This is a genomic window from Janthinobacterium sp. P210005 (genome assembly GCF_036231865.1).
GTDB classification, from domain to species: Bacteria; Pseudomonadota; Gammaproteobacteria; order Burkholderiales; family Burkholderiaceae_D; genus Janthinobacterium; species Janthinobacterium kumbetense.
Map to the genome: position 1 here is coordinate 738,043 of NZ_JAZARC010000002.1, position 21,335 is coordinate 759,377.

At 63.3% G+C, this 21,335-nt stretch carries 17 protein-coding genes; 5 read left to right on the plus strand and 12 right to left on the minus strand.

Annotated features, from left to right (window positions below; all coding sequences use genetic code 11):
- Window positions 1-12: 12 nt before the first annotated feature.
- Both VPH40_RS13310 and VPH40_RS13315 read left to right on the plus strand, forming a co-directional pair.
- The gene (locus tag VPH40_RS13310; protein WP_328573644.1) at window positions 13-708 is read left to right on the plus strand and encodes an ABC transporter ATP-binding protein; all 696 of its coding nucleotides are present in this window, start codon (window positions 13-15) and stop codon (window positions 706-708) included.
- Window positions 709-748: 40 nt separating this feature from the next.
- Window positions 749-1,516, plus strand: coding sequence for a TOBE domain-containing protein (locus VPH40_RS13315; protein ID WP_099665999.1), 768 nt, complete (start codon window positions 749-751; stop codon window positions 1,514-1,516).
- A gap of 1 nt (window position 1,517) precedes the next feature.
- Here VPH40_RS13315 and VPH40_RS13320 read toward each other — a convergent pair whose 3' ends face one another.
- Window positions 1,518-4,592, minus strand: a complete 3,075-nt coding sequence (locus VPH40_RS13320) for a response regulator (protein WP_328573645.1) — start codon at window positions 4,590-4,592, stop codon at window positions 1,518-1,520.
- Between the two features lie 249 nt (window positions 4,593-4,841).
- Between VPH40_RS13320 and fnr the strand changes: the two genes are divergently transcribed.
- Window positions 4,842-5,600: a fumarate/nitrate reduction transcriptional regulator Fnr gene (fnr, locus tag VPH40_RS13325; RefSeq protein WP_034782711.1), complete on the plus strand. Its 759-nt coding sequence runs from the start codon at window positions 4,842-4,844 to the stop codon at window positions 5,598-5,600.
- A 124-nt stretch (window positions 5,601-5,724) separates the two neighbouring features.
- On the opposite strand, the gene VPH40_RS13330 is transcribed toward fnr, so the two are convergent.
- The 6 genes from VPH40_RS13330 to ccoN all read right to left on the minus strand — a co-directional run bounded on the left by VPH40_RS13330 (window position 5,725) and on the right by ccoN (window position 10,912).
- Window positions 5,725-6,249, minus strand: a complete 525-nt coding sequence (locus VPH40_RS13330; protein WP_251349655.1) for a FixH family protein — start codon at window positions 6,247-6,249, stop codon at window positions 5,725-5,727.
- Window positions 6,250-6,351: 102 nt separating this feature from the next.
- Window positions 6,352-7,734: a cytochrome c oxidase accessory protein CcoG gene (gene ccoG / locus VPH40_RS13335; protein ID WP_099666002.1), complete on the minus strand. Its 1,383-nt coding sequence runs from the start codon at window positions 7,732-7,734 to the stop codon at window positions 6,352-6,354.
- Window positions 7,735-7,736: 2 nt separating this feature from the next.
- Complete coding sequence (ccoP, locus tag VPH40_RS13340; protein WP_289918806.1) at window positions 7,737-8,657, minus strand: cytochrome-c oxidase, cbb3-type subunit III; 921 nt, start codon at window positions 8,655-8,657, stop codon at window positions 7,737-7,739.
- On the minus strand, window positions 8,650-8,853 hold the full coding sequence (locus VPH40_RS13345) for a cbb3-type cytochrome oxidase subunit 3 (RefSeq protein ID WP_034782719.1): 204 nt from the start codon (window positions 8,851-8,853) through the stop codon (window positions 8,650-8,652). Before VPH40_RS13345 ends, ccoP begins: the two co-directional genes overlap by 8 nt.
- A 1-nt stretch (window position 8,854) precedes the next feature.
- Window positions 8,855-9,469, minus strand: coding sequence for a cytochrome-c oxidase, cbb3-type subunit II (ccoO, locus tag VPH40_RS13350; protein ID WP_070278467.1), 615 nt, complete (start codon window positions 9,467-9,469; stop codon window positions 8,855-8,857).
- Between the two features lie 15 nt (window positions 9,470-9,484).
- The gene (gene ccoN / locus VPH40_RS13355) at window positions 9,485-10,912 is read right to left on the minus strand and encodes a cytochrome-c oxidase, cbb3-type subunit I (RefSeq protein ID WP_034782722.1); all 1,428 of its coding nucleotides are present in this window, start codon (window positions 10,910-10,912) and stop codon (window positions 9,485-9,487) included.
- A gap of 246 nt (window positions 10,913-11,158) precedes the next feature.
- Between ccoN and VPH40_RS13360 the strand changes: the two genes are divergently transcribed.
- Both VPH40_RS13360 and VPH40_RS13365 read left to right on the plus strand, forming a co-directional pair.
- On the plus strand, window positions 11,159-13,294 hold the full coding sequence (locus tag VPH40_RS13360) for a T6SS effector phospholipase Tle3 domain-containing protein (RefSeq protein WP_328573646.1): 2,136 nt from the start codon (window positions 11,159-11,161) through the stop codon (window positions 13,292-13,294).
- Window positions 13,295-13,428: 134 nt separating this feature from the next.
- Window positions 13,429-14,766, plus strand: a complete 1,338-nt coding sequence (locus VPH40_RS13365; protein ID WP_442906642.1) for a hypothetical protein — start codon at window positions 13,429-13,431, stop codon at window positions 14,764-14,766.
- On the opposite strand, the gene ccoS is transcribed toward VPH40_RS13365, so the two are convergent.
- From ccoS to VPH40_RS13390, 5 genes are read right to left on the minus strand one after another with little or no spacing between them, the layout of a single operon-like run.
- Window positions 14,754-14,936, minus strand: a complete 183-nt coding sequence (ccoS, locus tag VPH40_RS13370; RefSeq protein WP_099666004.1) for a cbb3-type cytochrome oxidase assembly protein CcoS — start codon at window positions 14,934-14,936, stop codon at window positions 14,754-14,756. The two genes, VPH40_RS13365 and ccoS, sit on opposite strands and share 13 nt — an antisense overlap.
- Window positions 14,936-17,374 (minus strand): heavy metal translocating P-type ATPase, encoded by a 2,439-nt coding sequence (locus VPH40_RS13375; RefSeq protein WP_328573648.1) that lies wholly within the window; start codon window positions 17,372-17,374, stop codon window positions 14,936-14,938. The genes ccoS and VPH40_RS13375 overlap by 1 nt, the downstream gene beginning before the upstream one ends.
- 22 nt (window positions 17,375-17,396) lie before the next feature.
- A complete protein-coding gene (locus VPH40_RS13380; RefSeq protein WP_328573649.1) occupies window positions 17,397-18,161 on the minus strand; it encodes a sulfite exporter TauE/SafE family protein in 765 nt (254 codons plus the stop codon).
- A 9-nt stretch (window positions 18,162-18,170) separates the two neighbouring features.
- Entirely contained in the window at window positions 18,171-19,619 is a 1,449-nt protein-coding gene (hemN, locus tag VPH40_RS13385; protein WP_328573650.1) for an oxygen-independent coproporphyrinogen III oxidase, read from the minus strand.
- 24 nt (window positions 19,620-19,643) lie between these two features.
- Window positions 19,644-21,302, minus strand: coding sequence for a methyl-accepting chemotaxis protein (locus VPH40_RS13390; protein WP_289899735.1), 1,659 nt, complete (start codon window positions 21,300-21,302; stop codon window positions 19,644-19,646).
- Between the last annotated feature and the right edge of the window lie 33 nt (window positions 21,303-21,335).

A 21,335-nucleotide genomic window follows, 5' to 3' on the forward strand; every position in this document is an offset into this window, starting at 1 on the left:
ATGATGACGCCTATGCAACTCGACCTCGACCTCCGCGCCACCTTGCGCTCCGGCAAACGCCGCTTCGACCTGCAGGTGCAATGCACCTCCAGCAGCCAGCGCATCGCCATGTATGGCCCGTCCGGCGCCGGCAAGAGCATGACCTTGAAAGCCATTGCCGGCCTCTTCACGCCTGAGGCGGGCCATATCCGCCTGAACGGGCGCACCCTGTTCGATTCCGCCGCCGGCATCAATTTGCCGCCGCAGCAGCGCAATGTCGCCTATCTGTTCCAGGATTACGCGCTGTTCCCTCACCTGACGGTGCGCCAGAACGTGGGCTTTGGCCTGCGCCGCGGCTGGTTCAATCCGCGCGCGCGCGAAAAATTGGAGAAGGTCGAGCATTGGCTCGACGCCTTCCACCTGCAGGAACTGGCGCACCAGTTTCCCGACGAGTTGTCCGGCGGCCAGCGCCAAAGGGTGGCGCTGGCGAGGGCGCTCGTGGCCGAGCCGGCCGCGCTGCTGCTCGACGAGCCGTTTGCCGCCCTCGATCCGGCCCTGCGTGTCAAAATGCGCCTGGAGTTGAGCCAGTGGCAGCAGCGCCTGGACGTGCCCATGATCCTGATCACACATGATCCGGAAGATGCGCGCATTCTGGGTGAACATGTGCTTTACTTGCGTGACGGACAAATTGACAGCATGGAAGAGACATTGGGTGAACGTATTGGATAAATCAGCGGCAGCGGAAATCGGCCTGCAAGGCTCGGTATGGATGACGGTGGGCGGAGAAAACCTGGGCGGCGCCGGCCGGGTGGAATTGCTGGGCGCCATCGCCGAGTGCGGCTCCATCACGCAGGCGGCCAAGCTTGTGAAGATGAGCTACAAGGCGGCCTGGGACGCCATCGACGCCATGAACAACCTGGCTGGCGAACCGCTGGTCGAGCGCTTGACGGGCGGCAAGGGCGGCGGCGGCACGCGGCTGACGCCACGGGGGCGCCAGCTGGTCGACAATTTCCGTATTATCGAGCGCGAGCATGCCCGCTATCTGCGCCAGCTGGGCAGCCAGGCGGAAGGCATCGCCGACGATCTTTTACTCATACGGAGAATGGCCATGAAAACCACGGCACGCAATCAATTCCTGGGCAAGGTGACCGAACTGAAACAGGGCGCCGTCAACGATGAAGTCACCCTGGAATTGCCCGGTGGCCAGCACATCGTGGCCATCGTCACGCAGGGCAGCAGCGCGAGCCTGGGCCTGGTGCCGGGCGCGGAAGCGTTTGCGCTGATCAAGGCGTCGTCTATCATCCTCGTGACGGACAGCCAGGGCGCGCGCTTTTCCGCGCGCAACCAGCTGGCCGGGGTCGTGACGCGCGTGCAGACGGGCGCCGTCAATACGGAAGTGGTGCTGGACTTGCCGCGCGGCGGCACGATTGCCGCCATCATCACGAACCAGAGCAGCACCGACCTGGGCATCGAGCTTGGCAGCAACGTGACGGCCATCTTCAAGGCGTCCAGCGTGATTCTGGGCGTGCCCGCCTGATTTAATCCTGCAGGCGCGACAACCAATCCGCCGCCGCCGCCAGCGCCTGTTCCAGTTCCTGCGCCGTGTGCGCCAGCAGCGCCGGCACCTCGTCCAGGCGGCCCGCATCGATGGCTTCCTCGGTGGCGAACGCGGCGCGGATCAGGCGCTTCGTGCCCAGGGTGCCGACGGAGCCGCGCACGCTGTGCAGGATGCGTGCCACGTCGCTGTGGCGGCCCGCCTGCAACGCCGTTTCGGCGTCGCGCACGGGCGTCGTGCCCTTGTTCAGCGCGTCTTCCACCATGCGCCGCAGCACGCCGCGCCCCTTCGCATCGCGTCCCATCACGCGCATCAGCGGCGCCATGGAAAACACTTCCTCATCGGCGATGCGTGCCGGCTCGGCCGTCTGTACTTGCGGGCGCTTGGGCAGGTGGCGCAGGATGACTTCCATCATCTCTTCCACCACCACGGGCTTGGCGATGAAATCGCTGATGCCGGCCGTCATGCAGCGCTCGCGCTCGGACGCCAGCACGCCGGCCGTCATGGCGATCACGGGCAGGTGCAAACGCAGTTCCGTGCGGATGATGTGGGTAGCGCTGAAACCGTCCATGACGGGCATCTGCATGTCCATCAGCACGATGTCGTAGCGCAGCGCTTCCGTGCGCAGCCGTTCCACGGCTTGCAAGCCGTCGCCCACCACGTCCAGGGTGGCGCCCATGTGTTCGAGGATGCCGCGCGCCACGGCCTGGTTCAGGTGGTTGTCTTCCACCAGCAGGAAATGCACGCCGGCCAGTTCCGTGCCCAGCGGCTGGTGCAGCATGCGTTGCTCGCCGCCGTCGTCCTTGGCGATCAGCGCCTGGTGCAGGGCGTCGAACAGGCTCGATCCCGTGATCGGCTTCATCAGCACGACGTCGGCCTCGGCCGCGCTGGAGATTTCTTCCAGGTGGTTGCGGGCGAACGCGTTGACCATTACCACGATGGGCTGGCGCTGGCCGCTGGCCGCCTGGCGGATGGCCTTGGCCGTGGCCAGGCCATCCATGACGGGCATGTGCCAGTCGGCCAGCACCACATCATACGGTTGCTGCTGCGCCAGGCGTTCGCGGTACAGTTCGATGGCGGCAAAGCCGGAGTCCACTTCGTCGGCCAGCCAGCCCCACGCCTCGATCAGCTTGACGATCAGTTCGCGCGTGGTGCGGTTGTCGTCGGCCACCAGCAGGCGCAGCTGGCCCAGCGCCGGCGTGCGCCGCGTTTCTGCCGGCTGCGCCAGCATCTCGAAGGGCACGCTGAACCAGAAGCGGCTGCCCTTGCCTTCGCTGCTGGCGACGGCGATGTCGCCGCCCATCATGTGGATCAGCTGCTTGCTGATGGCCAGGCCCAGGCCCGTGCCGCCGAAGCGCCGCGTGATGCTCTGGTCGCCCTGGGAAAACGCGGCAAACAGCTGCTGTTGCTGCAGTTCCGTCATGCCGATGCCCGTGTCGCGCACTTCGAAGCGCAGCCAGGCGCGGCCGCTCTCGCTCTCGGCCAGGCTGACGGCCACCACCACTTCGCCGCTCTCCGTGAACTTGATGGCGTTGCCGGCCAGGTTGACGAGGATTTGCTGCAGGCGCTGGGCGTCGCCCACGAGGCGCCGCGGCACGTCGGGCTCGACGGCGATGGCCAGTTCCAGCTCCTTTTCGCCCGCATTCATCGTCATCGTCGTGGCCAGGGTATTCATGACTTCGTCGAGGTCGAATTCGACGGGCGACAATTCCATGCGCCGTGCCTCGATCTTCGAATAGTCGAGCACGTCGTTGAGGATGCCCAGCAGCGACTGGCCCGCCACTCTGACCATGGTCAGATACTTGCGCTGTTCCGTGTCGAGCCTGGTATTGCCCAGCAAATACACCATGCCCAGCACGGCATTGAGGGGCGTGCGGATTTCATGGCTCATGTTGGCCACGAAATCGCTCTTCGCGCGGTTCGCCGCCTCGGCCCGGTCGCGTTCCTGTTCCAGTTCCGCCGCGCGCGATTCGAGTTCCTGCTGCAGGCGGTCGCGTTCGCTCATCAGGCCGTTGAACGCTTCCGTCAGTTCGCCGATCTCGTCGCGCTGCTGCACCGGCACGGGCGTGAAGCGGCTGCCGCTGGTGCGCAGGGCTTGCAGGGTGTCGCGCAGGCGCACCAGCGGCGACAGCAGGCGCACGGTGACCCAGCCCAGAACAAAGGCGGCCAGCAGCGAGGCGAGGATGCTCCACAGCACCAGCCGGTACAGCACGCCATCGAACGGCTCGAAGGCATCCTCGACGGGGAGCGAGGCGGCCAGCAGCCAGTTTACGGATTTCAGGCGCTTGAAGCTGTTGACGGCCGTGATGCCGCGGCTGTTGGTGCTGACCATGCTGCCTTCGCCATCTTCCTGCAGCAGCCGGGTCGTCGTCAGGTTGGCGTTCGGCTGGCGCGGTTGCAACAGCCGGCTGGTATCGGGATGCAGCACGTAGCGCGGCACGGCGCCGCGCGTGAGGATGAAGTAATAGCCGTTCTTGCCGATCTTTTCCGAGCGCAGGCGGCCCAGCAGGTTGTCCTTGTACAGGCGCAGCACGCCGATCACCACGCCGGCCACCTGGCCATCGGCGGCCAGCACGGGCGCCACCATCTGCACGATGGGCATGCCGCTCGACTTGCCCAGCATCGGTTCGGTGATCATGGGCTGGCGCGTGCGCAGGACGGTCTGGAAATACTCGCGCTCGGCGACGTTGATGCCGGCGCGCCCCGCTACCTCCGGCATGTCGGCCACGACGGCGCCATGCGCGTCGAGTACCAGCACGTCATCGAACAGCACCAGCATCGAGCGGCGCGAATAGTATTCGCGCAATTGGGCGGGCCGGGCGATCAATTCCGGCGGCTGTTGTCGGGCCGTCAGGGTGACGATCTGCAGCAGCATGCCCAGCTTGTCGTCGAGCTCGGCGGCGGTGCGGGTGATCAGGGACGATTGCTGGCTCAGCAGTACTCGGGTGAAGTCGTCGCGCATGTGCTGCACCTGGATCATGGTGACCAGCGCGATCATGGCGATCGAGGTCAGGCTGGTGGCCAGCGCGACTTTTGCTTTAATGCCGAGAGGCTTCATGATTTCCTTTTCAGTACCGGGCGGCACAGGCGGCAGATAATGCTGTCAGGAATTTTCCTATCAATGCCCCAGCTTGGCAAGCGCCGCCGCGCAAATTGCCCGCCCCCTACGGGCTTTTGACGATGTTGCCATATAATTAAAGGCTGGACGTCGTTTATTCGCCGAATTTACGGTGAAATTGGCATACGGCAACCCTGTATGCGGCTGTATGCAGTAAACTTGTTGTTGCATTTTCTAAAAGGTACCGACATGACTGAAGCGCTACTCACTCCAACCTTGCCCACCGTGAACGTGGAGGCGTTGCGTGCGCGATGCTCGACCTGCAGCATGCATCAATTGTGCCTGCCGATGGGCCTCGATGTGGGCGACATGGACAGGCTGGACCAGATCATCGGCCGCCGCCGCAAGATCGTGCGCGGCGCCTCGCTGTTCCGCATCGGCGACTCGTTCCAGAACCTGTATGCGATCCGCCTGGGGCATTTCAAGACGTACCAGATCAATCCGGGCGGCGAAGAGCAGGTGACGGGCTTCCAGATGGCGGGCGAACTGCTGGGCATGGACGCCATCAGCGCCGACCGCCACCACTGTAATGCGGTGGCGCTGGAAGACAGCGAAGTGTGTGAAATCCCGTTTTCCAGCCTGGAACAATTGCTGGGCAATATGCCGACCCTGCTGCGCCATTTCCACCGCATGATGAGCCAGGAAATCACGCGCGAGCAAAGCGTCATGCTGTTGCTGGGCAATATGCAGGCGACGCAGCGCTTTGCCGCCTTCATCGTCAACCTGGCGTCGCGCTATGAAGCGCGCGGCTATTCGGGCAGCAATTTCCAGCTGCGCATGTCGCGCGAGGAAATCGGCAACTACCTGGGCCTGACCATCGAGAGCGTCAGCCGCCTGCTGTCGAAGTTCAAGAAGGAAGGCTGGTTGCGCGTCTCCAACCGGGAAATTGAAATCCTGCAGCCGGCCAAGCTGAAAGCCATTACGGCCGGCACGGACGTCTGCAAGTAACAGCACCGTCAAAACCTGCTGCGCGTCGCGCTTTGCGGCTTGCGATGCTCGCTGTGCTATAGCACAGCTGCGCTTCTCAACCACAAATCACTGCCGCTCGCTACGGTTTTCCCGGCGCTGTACGTTATAGCTCTTCATCCGCATGCAGCGCGATGCTGCGCTGCAGGGGCCAGGTCCAGATGCCGGACAGGCGCCACTCGCGTTTGTCGTTTTCCACCAGCACTTGCCAGCGGCTGCGCTCGAGCATCGGCAGCGCCACGGAAAAATTGCCGGCCGCATCGGGCTGCACCAGCACCTTGATATCTTTTTCCGGCAGGGTCGCATGCGCCAGGTGCAGCTGTAAAGGCGCCTGATAGGCCTTGCCGAAGCTGTGCACGGAACCGGTCAGGCGTGCTTGCGCCACGTCATACGACAGGCGCGTATCCATCGCCAGGTCGCTGGCGATCGTGTCACGCTTCAAATCCTGGTTGATCGCCTTGCCCTGCTTGTAATAATCGCCCACCACCAGTGCATCGGGCTGCGTAAACGCGATATAGCCCATGAAGCTGCCGACGACCACGGACAGGCCGGGGCCGATCATCAGCAGCCATGGCCAGCGATGCTTGTACCACGGTGCAACGGGTGCTTGCAGTTTCAGACTGTCGGACATGATATTTCTCCTGTTTAATCAGCCAGTCCCCGCATGGGGACCGGCCTTCCTGCAACTTCGTGGCGGCGGCGAGGGCACCCGGTCCCCGTCCGCCTTTCCTTGTTAACGCGGCACGATGAATACCGCGCTTTCACGCACATGCAGCGATGGGTCGTCCAGCGATTGCAATTCGATCGCAATCTTGTTCGAGCCCTTCTCTCCCACGCCGTGCGGCACGCGCAGGCGGATCGGCCAACCCAGCGTTTCCGTCGGCTGCAAGGTCACTTCTTCGCGCGTCAGCAAGGTAAGGCCCGGCAAGCCGGAAGCGCTGATTTTGAAATGCTGGCTTTGCTCCGACGTGTTCATGATCTGCAGGCGGTAGACGTTTTCGATCATGCCGTCTTCCACTTCGCGTCCCATGGAACCGCGGTCGCGGATCACGTCCATTTTCAGGGGCGTGCGCAGGGCCAGCGAAGTACACACGGCGATGATGATCAGGGCCAGGATGGAAGTGTAGATCAAGACGCGCGGGCGCATGGCGCGCTGGCGTATCTGCTTCGAATTGAAGTTGTTTTCCATCGCATGGTCGGTACTGTAGCGTACCAGTCCCCGTGGCCGGTCGACTTTGTCCATCACGCTGTTGCAGGCATCGACGCAAGCGGCGCAACCGATGCATTCATACTGCAGGCCGTTACGGATATCGATACCGGTCGGACACACCTGCACGCACAGGGTACAGTCGATGCAATCGCCCAGCTTGTCGTTGTTGCCGGCCTTCTTGCTCATGGCGCCACGTGGTTCACCGCGCTTGGCATCGTAGGTGATGATCAGGGTGTCCTGGTCGAACATGGCGCTCTGGAAGCGCGCGTAGGGGCACATGTATTTGCACACCTGCTCGCGCAGCCAGCCCGCGTTGCCGTAGGTTGCCAGACTGTAGAACAAGACCCAGAACCATTCCCAGGGACCGAAGTTCAGCGTGGTCACCGACTGCGCCAGTTCCTTGATCGGCGTGAAGTAGCCGACAAAGGTAAAGCCCGTCCACAGGGCGATGGCGCCCCATACCAGGTGCTTGGCCGTCTTCTTGAACGCCTTGCGCACGGAGGGGCCCTGCTTGTCGAGGGCCATGCGCGCGCTGCGCGTGCCCTCGATGCGGCGTTCGACCCACAGGAAAATTTCCGTGTATACCGTTTGCGGGCAAGAGAACCCGCACCACACCCGCCCGGCAATGGCCGTGACGAGGAACAACAAATACGCACAGATGATCAGCAGGGCCGCCAGATAGATGAAATCCTGGGGCCACAGCACGACGCCGAAAATGTAGAACTTGCGCGTGGTCAAATCGAACAGCAGGGCTTGCCTGCCATTCCAGGTCAACCACGGCAAGCCGTAGAACGCCAGCTGGGTAAGCCATACGCATACCCATCGCCAGGTAGCGTAGCGTCCTTTGGCCTCGCGAGGGTAGATTTGCTCGCGGGCCGCATACATCTTGATGACTTGAGGTTCCATTTTTACTTTGCGGGTGCCTGCGGATTCGACAGGCTCCAGACATACGCCGACAGCACGTGTACCTTGGATTCGCCGAGGAAATCGCTGAAGGCCGGCATGGTGTTGCTGCGTCCCTTGCGTACGGTTTCCATGATGGTGTCGGCGCTGCCGCCGTACAGCCAGGTCTTGTCCGTCAGGTTCGGCGCGCCGAGCATCTGGTTACCCTTGGCATCGGCGCCATGACAGGCCATGCAGGCGCCGAACTTGGCCTTGCCCAGCACCGACTTGACGGGATCCGAGGTGGAGCCGGACAGGCTCAGCACATAATGGGCCACGTTCTCGACATCCTTTTCGGAGCCCAGGGCGGCGCCCATCGGTGGCATTTGCCCATTGCGGCCGTGCATGATGGTGGTCTTGATGATGTCGGGTTCGCCGCCATACAGCCAGTCCTTGTCCGTCAGGTTGGGGAAGCCCTTGTTGCCGCGCGCATCCGAACCGTGGCATTGCGCGCAGTAGGTCAGGAACAGGCGCTGGCCGATGGCTTGCGCCTGCGGATCGGCGGCCACCGTCTTCAAGTCCTGGCTCAGGTACTTGTTGAACAGGGGACCGTAGTCGGCTTCCGCCTTCTTCAGCTCTTCCTCGTACTGGCCCGTCGATTTCCAGCCCAGGCTGCCGGCATAGTTGCCCAGGCCCGGATACAGGAACAGGTACGCCAGCGAGAAGACGATGGTGATGTAGAACAACCACATCCACCAGCGCGGCATCGGCGTATTGAGTTCCTTCAAGTCCTCGTCCCAGACGTGGCCCGTGGTGCCGTCAGCAGGGGCGCCCTCGACCACTTTGATTTTCGACTGCGAGTACAGCAGCACGCCGCAGCCGATGATGCCCAGCAGGGACAGCACGATGACGTAGATATTCCAGAAGCCATTGGTAAAGTCAGCCATGGTTATGTTCCTTCGCCAGGGTCATTTCGGCTTCGGCCGGATAGTCGAGCGCGTCGTCGGCGAACGGCAGGCGGGCTGCCGCGTCGAAGTCGCTGTTGCTGCGGCTGAACGTCCACCACAGGATGCCCACGAACGTCGTAAAGGAAACCACCGTCATGACGCTGCTGGCGCTGTCAAACAGGTTTTCGATTGCCATGCTAATTCCTTGTTTTGATTAATGTACCGAGGCCTTGCAGATAGGCGACCAGGGCGTCTTCTTCCGTCTTGTCCTGCAGCTGCGCGGGGCCGGCGGCGATCTCTTCATCGCTGTACGGCTGGCCCAGGCGTTTCAGGGCGCGCATCTTCGGCATGATGTCGTCAGGCACCAGCTTGGTCTTCGCCAGCCAGGGGTAGGACGGCATGTTCGACTCGGGCACCACGTCGCGCGGGTTGTTCAAGTGCGTGCGGTGCCATTCGTCGCTGTAGCGCGCGCCCACGCGGGCCAGGTCGGGCCCCGTGCGCTTGGAACCCCACTGGAACGGACGGTCGTAGACGAATTCGCCGGCGACCGAATAGTGGCCATAGCGTTCCGTTTCCGCGCGCAGCGGACGCACCATCTGCGAGTGGCAGTTGTAGCAGCCTTCGCGCACGTAAATGTCGCGGCCTGCCAGGCGCAGCGGCGAGTACGGTTTCAGGCCGGCGACGGGTTCCGTCGTGCTCTTCTGGAAGAACAGGGGAACGATCTCGACGGCGCCGCCGATGCTGATCACCACCGTGACCAGGGCGATCAGCAGCCAGGGGTTTCTTTCAATCCATGCATGTGAAAATTTCATTTGCTTTCGCTCCTATCAGGCGTGCGCCGCGTTCAGTTCCGGAATGCGGGCGACGGGGAGTTTGCTGCCGCGCAGAGTCATCCAGGTGTTGTAGCCCATGATGCACATACCCGACAGGTACAGCAGGCCACCGGCCACGCGCACCACGTAGTACGGATACGTCGCTTTCACGCTCTCGACAAAGGTGTAGGTCAGGGTGCCGTCCGGATTGACCGCGCGCCACATCAGGCCCTGCATCACGCCGGCGATCCACATTGCCGCGATGTACAGCACGATGCCGATGGTGGCCACCCAGAAGTGCACGTCGACCAGGCGCGTGCTGTGCATCTGCGTGCGGCCCGCCAGGCGCGGCAGCAGGTAGTAGATCGAACCCATGGTGATGAAGCCCACCCAGCCCAAGGCGCCCGCATGCACGTGGGCAACGGTCCAGTCGGTGTAGTGCGACAGCGAGTTGATGGTCTTGATCGACATCATCGGACCTTCGAAGGTGGCGATGCCGTAGAACGACAGCGAAACGATCATGAATTTCAGGATCGGGTCGGTGCGCAGCTTGTGCCAGGCGCCCGACAGGGTCATGATGCCGTTGATCATGCCGCCCCAGCTTGGTGCCAGGAGGACCAGCGAGAAGACCATGCCGATCGATTGCGTCCAGTCAGGCAATGCCGTGTAGTGCAGGTGATGCGGACCCGCCCACATGTAGGTGAAGATCAGCGCCCAGAAGTGGACGATCGACAAACGGTACGAGTACACGGGGCGCTCGGCCTGTTTCGGGATGAAGTAGTAGACCATGCCCAGGTAGCCGGCGGTCAGGATGAAACCCACCGCGTTATGGCCGTACCACCACTGGATCATGGCGTCCTGCACGCCCGCATATGCGGAATACGACTTGGTGAACGAGGCTGGCATGACGGCGCCATTGACCACGTGCAAAATCGTCACGGCCAGGATGTAGGCGCCGAAGAACCAGTTGGCCACGTAGATGTGCTTGACCTTGCGCTTGATCAAGGTGCCGAAGAAAACGATGGCGTAGGCGATCCAGACGACGGCGATGAGGATGGCGATAGGCCATTCCAGTTCCGCGTATTCCTTGCCGCGTGTCATGCCCAAGGGCAGGGTGACGACGGCGCACAGGATCACCGCTTGCCAGCCCCAGAACGTGAAGGCGGCCAGTTTGTCGGAAAACAGGCGCACCTGGCAGGTGCGTTGGACAACGTAGTACGAAGTAGCGAACAGGCCGCAGATGCCGAAGGCGAAAATCACCGCATTCGTGTGCAGCGGACGCAAGCGTCCGTATGTCAGCCATGGTATGTCGAGGTTCAGGGCAGGCCAGGCCAGCTGAGCGGCGATGATAACGCCAACCAGCATGCCGATGATGCCCCATACCACAGTAGCGACCGCGAATTGCTTCACGATCTTGTAGTTATAGTTCAGCGATTGATCCACAAAGACTCTCCCTGGAATTACTATTTATGATGGTGGCCAGAGAGTAAGTGTTTGACCGGGAAAAAACTTTGATGTGGATCAAAATTCCCCGGATGAAATAAGCGTAGCGAAGTGGCATCGAAATAAAGTGATATTTCGATCAAAAAAGCCATGCAAGATCCCTGCAACAGCTGGCTTGACATGGCGTAAAACGTGCGTGGAGGCTATGGCTTAGAGTGGCTTGTCCAGACACGTCCAAAGCCCGCCATGGAAGAGCCGAAATGCCGCGATCCGTTTGATGCCCAGGTGGACCTGGTCGTGGGCAAGGCCGAGGGCACGACCCTGTTCGATCACAGCAAGCTCGCCTGCCTGCTGCAGGCGCCGTCGCCGGGCATCGTCGTCTTCGTGCATGGCGTCAATTCCGATGGCGAGTGGTACGGCGCGGCTGAAGACGGCCTGTGCAAGGGCCTGAACACGCGCATGAAGCGCTGCGACGAGCACATGGCGCATGCTACGGCGCAGGGCGGGCAACTGACGCCGGTGCGCTACCGTAGCGAACTGAGCGATGACGGCTATGTCGATCCCGACTACACGGCCAGCACCTTCGTCGCGCCGCAAGCGCATTTCTCTCCCGTGATCCAGTTCCGCTGGGGCTACAAGGCCAGCGACACCGAATTGCAGAAATATGGCGATTCCGTCTACCTGAACGAACACGCTTACTGGGGCGGCGGCCCGTTCGCCAATGGCTGCTCCTCGCTGCCGGACCTGTGGGGCGAGGGCCTGTCGGACGCCCTCTTCCTGTGGGTACATATCGAGCACTTGAACCCCGTCAACGACCGCATCGTGTATGCCTGCCCGCCGCGCCCCTACTTCGTGCTGGCCGCGCTGCGCCTGGCGCACCTGGTGGCGGCCATCCGCCGGCAGCAGGCCGACGCGCCCATCACGCTGGTCTGCCACAGCCAGGGCAATATGGTGGGAATGGCGGCCGCGTTTCTGGGCAATAAGATGGCCAAGGTGCAGGATGCGGCGGGAAAAAGCGGGCGCTGCGTGGCCGATACTTATGTTTTGTGCAATCCGCCCTACAGCCTGTTGCGCAGAAACGATACGGAAGGCTGGCTGCAGGGGCAGGTCAGGGATGTCGATGGCAATGTCGGCCGGCAGAGCGGCAAGGCGCGCCGCCAGACCCTGGCAGCGTTCTTCGACATCGTGCGCGGCCAGGCCAAGGAGCCGCCATTGTCCGCCGCGCTGGCGCAGATGGCCGCCAATGTGCGCCATGATTTCACCCTGGAGAAGGACCGGGCCGCCTATGCCTGCGGCCCGCAGCCCACCACGCGCGGCCGCGTCACCCTGTATTGCAACCCGCACGATCAGGTAATTTCCGCCACGCCCATCCAGGGCATCGGCTGGCTAGGTCTGAGCGCCGAGGAGATCAAGGCCACGCGCGGCGACGGCGTTTTCAGCCAGCGGGTGTTTGCGCAGGGCTTCCCCGTTGGCCGGCACGGCGATTATGACTATTGGAGCAACCACTATCGCCAGCCCGCGCGGGGCAGCGCCGAATTCTGGCATCCCCCTTCGCCGATCTCCAGATACGATCCGAATAAAGGCGTGCGCGCCAGCACCAGCGCGGCAGGCAAGGCGACGACCGTGCGCACGGCCGCGGCCACGTCGGCCCTCATGATGATGCTGAAGACCCCCATCAATGCCGTGCCGCCCGACGACTGGCGCATCCCCGTGACGGCGCCTGCCTTGCCGGAAAGTTTTACACCGCAGGCCATGCGCTTTGGCGTACCCAGCCCACAATTCGACCAGGATATCGATCCGCCCGGCACGCACCGCCATGCCGGCAAGGCGCGCCAGGAAGGCGACCCGTATGTCGATGACAGCGTGGGCGGCACGCCGCAGGGCAACCGCGATACCGAGGCGGGTTTGCGCTATGAAGACCATGCCCGCCTGCGCATGAAGGCCCGCCGCGAAAAGCTCGACGGCAATGACGGCAAGGCGATGATGGAAGACGACCTGTCGACCGCCACGCCGGAGTATTTGCATTGGCGCAAGCAGGAAATCGCCGCACAGCTGGTAGCCACCTGCGATACGCATGCGACCGACCACTCCACCATCCTGAGCAATCCCCGGCACGCGGAAATGGCGCTGGCGTATGACGTGGCGATTGGGGTGTGCCATATCAGCGAGGAGGCGATGCGAGAGCTCAGGATTGCTGCTGATTGGCGCTTATCGGCGGATATGGATAAGGACGGATTTAGCAAGATATTTCTTGAATATTTTTCTACTGGAAAGTTTATGAAACTGTCTTTGCTGGAATGGGTTCGATGTGATGGCAGCACAGGGCGCATGCCAGCCGAAATTGTGGATGAACGCATGTACAAGCGCCCGGAGACCTCCTGATGCGCAACTTGATTGCTACCTTACCGCGCAGGCTGGGCTGGAGCATGGTCGTATTTGGTCTGGCGTCTGGTATTGCACTCTGGTCGATATTGCAGACCTGGCCAATCGATGTACCTCTTGAAGAAGGATTGCTGATGAAACGACTATTGTTGATGCCGGCAGTGCTGGCGCTTGCCGTCCTTTTTCTGACCTCCGCCTGCGCCACCAAGGCGCCCGTCGCGGCACCGGCTGCCGCCGTCGTCCCTGCTGTGCCCGCGCAGCCGTACATGGCGCAAGTCGTGGGCGTGCAGTGGCTCAATCCCCTGCAGCGGCGCGATTACCCGACGGAATGGCAATTGCTGTGGACGCTGGGGCTGGCCAAGCCGAACAAGGACGATAGCAAAGTGAAAGAGAACCCTGTGCGTTTTGGCAAGGTGCAATCGATCGGCATGATTGCTTATGGTAATAATGGAAAAGAATCATTCGTAGGCTTTCACGAAAAATATGCATACAAAATGATTATGTTGTTTCATGATATTTACTTTTCTAATCAGGAATATTTTTACAACGCCCACTCGCTGACCGACAAATCCACGCGCCGCGAACTGGCGGGCATCCACGTCGAATATGCCTTGCCGGCCGGGCGGCTTGATCCAGACGAGGCGGGAAAATATATCGTTGAAACGATTACCGATGCCTTCAGCATCGGCAACCCTTCCTTCCCCGATTCCTGGACCACGGCCACGCCGCCCGACGTGCGCGTCACCATGGGCGGCGCCAATGCGGGGTTTGCTTCCCTGGTGGCGGGGCTGGCGTATCTGCAGGCGAACCCCGACAAGACGGTGTGGGTGATGAACTGGGACGCGCCCAGCTATCCGCCCAAGGATGAGCAGATCAATGAAAACATGGTCTTGCTGGTGCTGGCCGGCCCGAGCTATAAGACGGACCGCGCGCCGTTGGCGTGGCTGGGCTTTCCCGCCACGCGCAGCGCCGCCGATTTCACCGCCGGCAAGGACGCTTCGCCGCGCGCCGTGCAGGCGTGGAGCGGCGCCATCGACGCCGCCGCGCGCAATGCGCAATTGACCGATGACGCCATCGGCTACGTCATCCACGATGCGGGCAGCACCTATCCTGTTTCGTCAGAGCGGATTGGCCCGCTGGCGCAAAGCCTGACGCAGCAATTGCCCGACTTCGATTTCAATCGTCAAACCTTCAACATGCCGGCGCTCCTGGGTGAAACGGGCGCCGGCACGGCGCTGACGAACGTGGCGCTGGCCATCGCCCACGCGAACCACGTAGGCCGGCCCGTCCTGGTGGCGGGCACCAGCGACGCGCAGACATTGACCGCGCTGGTGGTGGCGCCGCCGGCCGTCGTGCGGCCCGTCGACCACGAACAGCCGTGGTTCCGCGCGCGCGGCGGCAATACCGTGTTCTTGCCATGGTGGGGCCAGCGCTTCGATGCGCGGCCGGGCTCGCAAGGCTATTCGCGCTGAGGAGCCGGCGGGGTGGCCGCTTCCGCCGGCGTATCGTCGTCCTGCAGCACGCGCAGGCCAGGTCCGACGAGGTCGTCGAACTGGCCGCTGTCCGAGGCCGTGAAATACACCCACAGGGCGATGAAGACGACCACGACGCTTAAGGGGATGAGGAGGTAGAGAGCTTCCATTAGACTTTCCGCAGGCGCAGGGCGTTGGCGATGACGACGGCCGAGCTGGCAGCCATGCCGACGCCGGACAGCCAGGGGTTGAGGAAACCCAGCGCGGCGGCCGGGATGGCCGTCAGATTGTACAGGGTTGCCCAGCCCAGGTTTTCGCGGATGATGCGCATGCTGCGCGCCGCCGTTTTTGCCGTGTCGAGCACGGAAACCAACTGGCTCGACAGCAGCACCGTGTCCGCATGCGCCTGCGCCAGCGCGGCGCCGGAACCCATGGCGAAGGACACGTCGGCGCCGCTCAGCACGGCGGCGTCGTTGATGCCGTCGCCGACCATCGCCACCACGGCGCCCGTGGCCTGCAATTGCTGGACGAAATCGAGCTTCTCATCGGGCAGGCATTCGCCGCACGCCGTGTTGATGCCCAGTTCCGTCGCCACGCTTTGCGTCAGCGCTTCCTGGTCGCCGCTGAGCAGCACGACTTGCTTGCCGCGCCGGTGGAAATACGCGACGACGTCAGCCGCTTCCGGGCGCAACGCGTCGCTGAGCAGGAAACGCGTCAGCCAGCGCCCCTGCGTGCCCAGGTACAGCGGCGTCATGCCCTGCATGCCGACGGCCGTGTCGCCCAGCGGCGGCCCGGCGAGGGCGGCGACAAAGGCCGCATTGCCCAGGCGGTAGCGCACGCCGTCGACGATACCCTCCAGACCCTGACCTTGTACTTCTTGCAATTGTTCCGCATGTGCGCGCAGCGGCTGTTTTGGCAACTCTTCTGCCGCCGCCAGGATGGCCTGCGCCAGCGGATGGGCGCTGCCCGCTTCCAGCGCGGCGGCCACCTGCAGGCAAGCGTCCTCGCCCATGCTGCCGAGCCCCTCGGTTTGCCGCAGCACGGGCCGGCCCAGGGTCAGGGTGCCCGTCTTGTCGAAGACGATGTGGGTGGCGCGGTGCAAGGTTTCCAGCACATGCGGCTGGACGATCAGCACGCCGCGCCGCAGCAGGCTGTCGGTGGCGGCCGCCAGCGCCGTCGGCGTGGCGAGAGACAGCGCGCAGGGACAGGACACGACCAGCACGGCGATGGCCACGGGCCACGCTTGCGACGGGTCATGCCAGCTCCAGAAGGCGAACACGGCGATGGCAAACAGCAGCAAGCCCAGCACGAACCAGGCGGCGACCTTGTCGGCCCATTGGGCGATCTGCGGCTTGCCGCTGCCGGCCCGCTCGATCAGTTTCAATAAATCGGACAGGGTGCTTTCGCGCGCCGGTTTGAGCACGCGCAAGATGAGCGCCGCGCTGGCGTTGATCGCCCCGCCCGGCACCCGCTCTCCCGTTTTTCTCCGTTGCGCCGCGCTTTCGCCAGTCAGCAGGGATAAATCGAGCGCGCTCGTGCCTTCGATGATGACGCTGTCGGCGGCGATCGCTTCGCCCGGTTTGACCAGAATCACGTCGCCGACGGCCAGGCTGCCGGCCGGCATCAGGGTGGTGGCGCGGTCGTCGGGGAAGCCTGCCATCAGCGACGCGGACGCGGGCAAGGCGTGCTGTAGGCGCTCCAGCGCCGAGGCGGCCTTGCGGCGCGCCTGCAGCTCGAAATAGCGGCTGCACAGCAGCAGGAAGATGAACATCGTGGCCGAGTCGTAATACACCTCGCCGCGGCCCGTGAAGGTCGCCACCACGCTGCCGAAGAAGGCCGCCAGGATGCCCAGCGCTACGGGCACGTCCATGCCCAGGGTGCGCGCGCGCAGGCTGGCCCAGGCGCCCTGGAAGAAGGGCATGGCCGAATAGCAGATGGCCGGTAAGGTCAGCAGCAAACTGGCCCAGCGCATCAGGCTGGCCATATTGTCATCCAGGGTGCCATCCTCGGCCAGATAGGCGGGCGCCACGTACATCATCACCTGCATCATCGACAGGCCGGCGACGAACAGCTGGCGGCCCAGGGTCTTGCTGGCCTTTTGCAGGCGCTCGCCATGGCGCACGGCATCGTAGGGATAGGCCGTGTAGCCGACCTGGCGCACGGCTTGCAGGATGTCGCCCGGTTCGCATTCGGCGCGGCTCCAGCGCACGTACAGGCGCTCCGTGGCGACGTTCAGGCTGGCCGCCTGCACGCCGGGCAAGCGCGTCAATTGACGCTCGATCAGCCAGACGCAGGCGGCGCAGCGGATGCCTTCGACGGACAGGGTCGCTTCGCAACTGCTGGCGTCGCGCGCGAATTGCGCGTCGTCATTGCTGTACAGGCGCAGCTCGGGCGGCACCAGGGTGGCATCAAACGCGTTGACGGCATATTCGTCGCGGTCGCGGTAATACGCGCTCTGGCCGATGTCGACGATGGTTTGCGCCACCGCTTCGCAGCCGGGGCAGCACATGGCGCGCGGCACGTCGTCGATGGTGACGAGCCAGCTGGAGCCGACGGGGACGGGCAAGCCGCAATGGAAGCAGGCGGACGGTTTTAACACAGCATTCATGGGTTTGTTTTCATGCGTCTTTTCATGGATGGCCCGTGACGCACAGGGCGTCGAGCCAGCCCAGCGACACGCCATTGGCGGCGCGCAGCAGGCCCAGCACGCCAAAGCCCAGCACCAGCAAGCCGCTGGCGATGCGCACGGGACGGCGCTGCATCTGCGCGCGCAGGCGCGTGCCCAGCAAGCCCATGCCCAGCAGGGTGGGCAGGGTGCCCAGGCCGAAGGCGGCCATGGCGGCCGCGCCGTTCAGGGCCGAGCCTTGCATCATGGCTGTCAGCAGGGCGCTGTAGACCATGCCGCACGGCACCCAGCCCCACAGGCCGCCCACGGCCAGCGCCTTGAACGGCGTATCCATCGGCATCAGCGGCTTCAACAGGGGGCGCACGCGGCGCCAGATCACGTTGCCGGCCGCTTCCAGGTGCGCCAGGCCGCGCCAGGCATCCATCAGGTACAGGCCCAGGGCGACGAGCATCAGGTTGGCCAGCCAGTAGCCGGCCACTTGCAGGGACGCCAGGTGCAGCATGCCGGCGCCCGCCAGGCTGCCGGCCAGGGCGCCGGCCAGCATGTAGCTGACTATGCGCCCGCCGTTGTAGGCCAGCACGCGCAGCACGTTCGATTGCACGCTGGTCTGCAATGCGGGGCGCGCCACGGCGATGGCAATGACGGGGCGCACGGGCGCAGCGCCACCGCCCAGCGACAGGGCGCCGACGATGCCGCCGCACATGCCGATGCAGTGCACGCTGCCGGCCAGGCCGACCAGGAACATGGGCACGAGGCTCAGGGCGTTCATTGCGCGGCGCTACACCGTTTTCGAGTAGCGCAGCGGCTGCACCGCGTCCGGCGCCGTGTTGGCGCGCGCCAGGGTCAGATAGCGGTCGAAGACCATGCAGATATTGCGGATCAACAAGCGCCCTTTCGGCGTCACCGTCAGCCAATCTTCCTCGATGACGAGCAAGCCGTCGCGCGCCAGTTCGCGCAGCTTGTCCAGCTCGGCGGCGAAGTAGCTGCGGAATTTGACGGGGTGCGCCTGCTCGATGGTGGCGATCGACAATTCGAAATTGCACATCAGCATCTGGATGATGATACGGCGCAACAAATCGTCCGTATCGAGCTTGATGCCGCGCGCGATCGGCAGCACGCCTTCGTCGAGTTTTTCGTAATACGCGTCGAGCGTCTTTTCATTCTGGCTGTACACGGCGCCGACGGAGCTGATGGCCGACACGCCGCAGGCGATCAGGTCCGCCTCCGCGCGGGTCGAATAGCCCTGGAAGTTGCGGTGCAAGCGGCCCTGGCGCTGCGCCACGGCCAGGTCGTCCGTTGGCTTGGCGAAATGGTCCATGCCGATGTACACATAGCCGGCGGCCGTCAGGCGCGCGATGCACAGGCCCAGCATGGCCAGCTTGGTGGCGCTGTCGGGCATGTCCGCGTCGAGGATGCGGCGCTGCGGCTTGAACAGGTGCGGCATGTGCGCATAGTGGTACAGGGCGATGCGGTCGGGGCTGGCGTTGATCACCTTGCGCAGGGTTTCCGTCATGGTGTCCAGGTTCTGTTTCGGCAAGCCGTAGATCAGGTCGATGCTGATCGAGCGGAAACCCGCGTCGCGCGCCGCCTGCATGATGGCCACCGTTTCCGCTTCTGGCTGGATGCGGTTGACGGCCTTTTGCACGTCGGCGTCGAAATCCTGCACGCCCAGGCTGATGCGGTTGAAACCTTGCGCGCGCAGCGAAAACACGCGTTCGCGCGACACGGTGCGCGGGTCGATTTCGATCGAATATTCGCCGTCTTCATCGGAAGCAAATTCGAAATGTTGGCGCAAATGCCCCATCAGTTCATCCATCTGCTTTTCACTCAGGTACGTGGGCGTGCCGCCGCCGAAGTGTAATTGCTCGATCTGGTTCATGCCGGCAAACAGCTTGCCCTGCATGGCGATTTCCTGTTTCAGATAGCTGAGATAGGTGGCCGCCTTGCTGCGGTCTTTCGTGATGATCTTGTTGCAGGCGCAGTAGTAGCACAGGGTGTCGCAGAACGGCACGTGCACGTACAGCGACAGGGGACGGCGGCCGCCGCGCATGCGCAGGGCGGCCAGCGCTTCGAGGAAGTTGCCGTAGCCAAATTCCGCATTGAAACGGTCGGCGGTCGGGTAAGACGTGTAGCGCGGGCCGGACTGGCTCATCTTGCCGATGATGACCGGGTCGAATTCGACGACGGCGTCCAGGTCGGCGGAAGCACTGCTGAGTAGTGTAGGCATGATGTGTGTAAAGTCTTGAAAGGTTTAGGCGGCCAGGCGTTTCATGGCGGGCTTGCCGGCGTTTGCGGCGCCAGACTTGCCGCCAGGCATGGCGACGCGGCGCGGTGGCGGCATCTTGCCGAAATTGAACAGGCTCACGGCTTGCGACAGGCTGGCCGCTTCTTCCGCCAGGCGCGTGGCGGCCGCGGCGGCTTCTTCCACCAGGGCCGCGTTCTGCTGCGTCACCTGGTCCATGTGGGCGATGGCCTGGTTGACCTGGTCGACGCCGATGCTCTGTTCGCGCGAGGCGATGGAAATTTCCTGCATGATGGCCGTCACCTGCTTGACGGAGCTGACCACCTGTTCCATGGTGGCGCCGGCGCGGTTGACCTGCAGCATGCCGGCGCCCACCTTGCCGACGGAAATTTCAATGAGTTGCTTGATATCCTTGGCTGCCACGGACGAGCGCTGCGCCAGGTTGCGCACTTCGCCCGCCACCACGGCGAAGCCCCTGCCCTGCTCGCCGGCGCGGGCCGCTTCCACGGCCGCGTTCAAGGCCAGGATGTTGGTCTGGAAGGCGATGCCTTCGATCAAGCCGATGATGTCGACGATTTTCTTCGACGAGGTGTTGATCTCGTCCATGGTGGTGATCACTTCGGAAACGATCTCGCCGCCCTGCACGGCCACTTTCGAGGCGGCCACGGCCAGCTCGTTCGCCTGCACCGAGTTGTCCGCGTTCTGTTTCACCGTCGACGAGAATTCCTCGATGCTCGAGGCCGTCTCTTCCAGGCTGGCGGCCTGCGATTCCGTGCGGCCCGACAAGTCCATATTGCCGACGGCGATTTGCTTGGTGGCCACGGCCATGGTTTCCACGTTGATGCGCACGTCGCGGATGGTGGCGATCAGGTTGCTGTTCATCTGTTGCAGCGCGCGCAGCAGTTGTCCCACTTCATCCGTGCTCTCCGTTTCAAAACTGCCCGACAGGTCGCCGGCGGCAATGGCCCGCGCGCCGTTCAGGGCCTTGCCCAGCGGCTTGAGCACGGACATGCGCAAGGTATACCAGAGGAAAACGTTGATCAGGAAACCGAACAGGGTGGCGCCGAAGATGGCGTAATTGGTGATCTGGCCGCCGCTGGCGAACAGGCTGATGACGCACACCAGCAGTTGCAGGCAGTTGACGATGGAGGTGGCGGCCCAGATGCGCAGGTTGAGCGACATGTGCGTCAGGCTGTGCAGCAGGTGCGCCAAGCCAGGGCGCACGATCTGCCCGTTCTTGATGACGATGTTGCCGCCTTCCTTGTTGCGGATGGCCGCGTAGGCTTCTTCGGCGGCCTTGACCTGGTCCTTGTCCGCCTTGACGCGCACGGACATGTAACCGATGGTCTTGCCCGCTTCGCGGATGGGGGTGACGTTCGCGCGCACCCAGTAGAAATCGCCGTTCTTGCAGCGGTTCTTCACCAGGCCCGTCCACGGCGTGCCGGCCTGGATCGAGGTCCACAGGTCGGCGAATGCTTCGGCCGGCATGTCCGGGTGGCGCACGATGTTCTGGGGCGAACCGAGCAGCTCGGCCTCGCTGAAGCCGCTGACCTGACTGAAGTAGGGGTTCACATACACGATATTGCCGTTCATATCCGTTTTCGACACGATGGCCTGATCGTCCAAGACGAGGACTTCACGGTTAGTCACTGGCAAATTTTGTCGCATGGTCGCGGCTTCCTGATCAGTTAAATAGGCAAT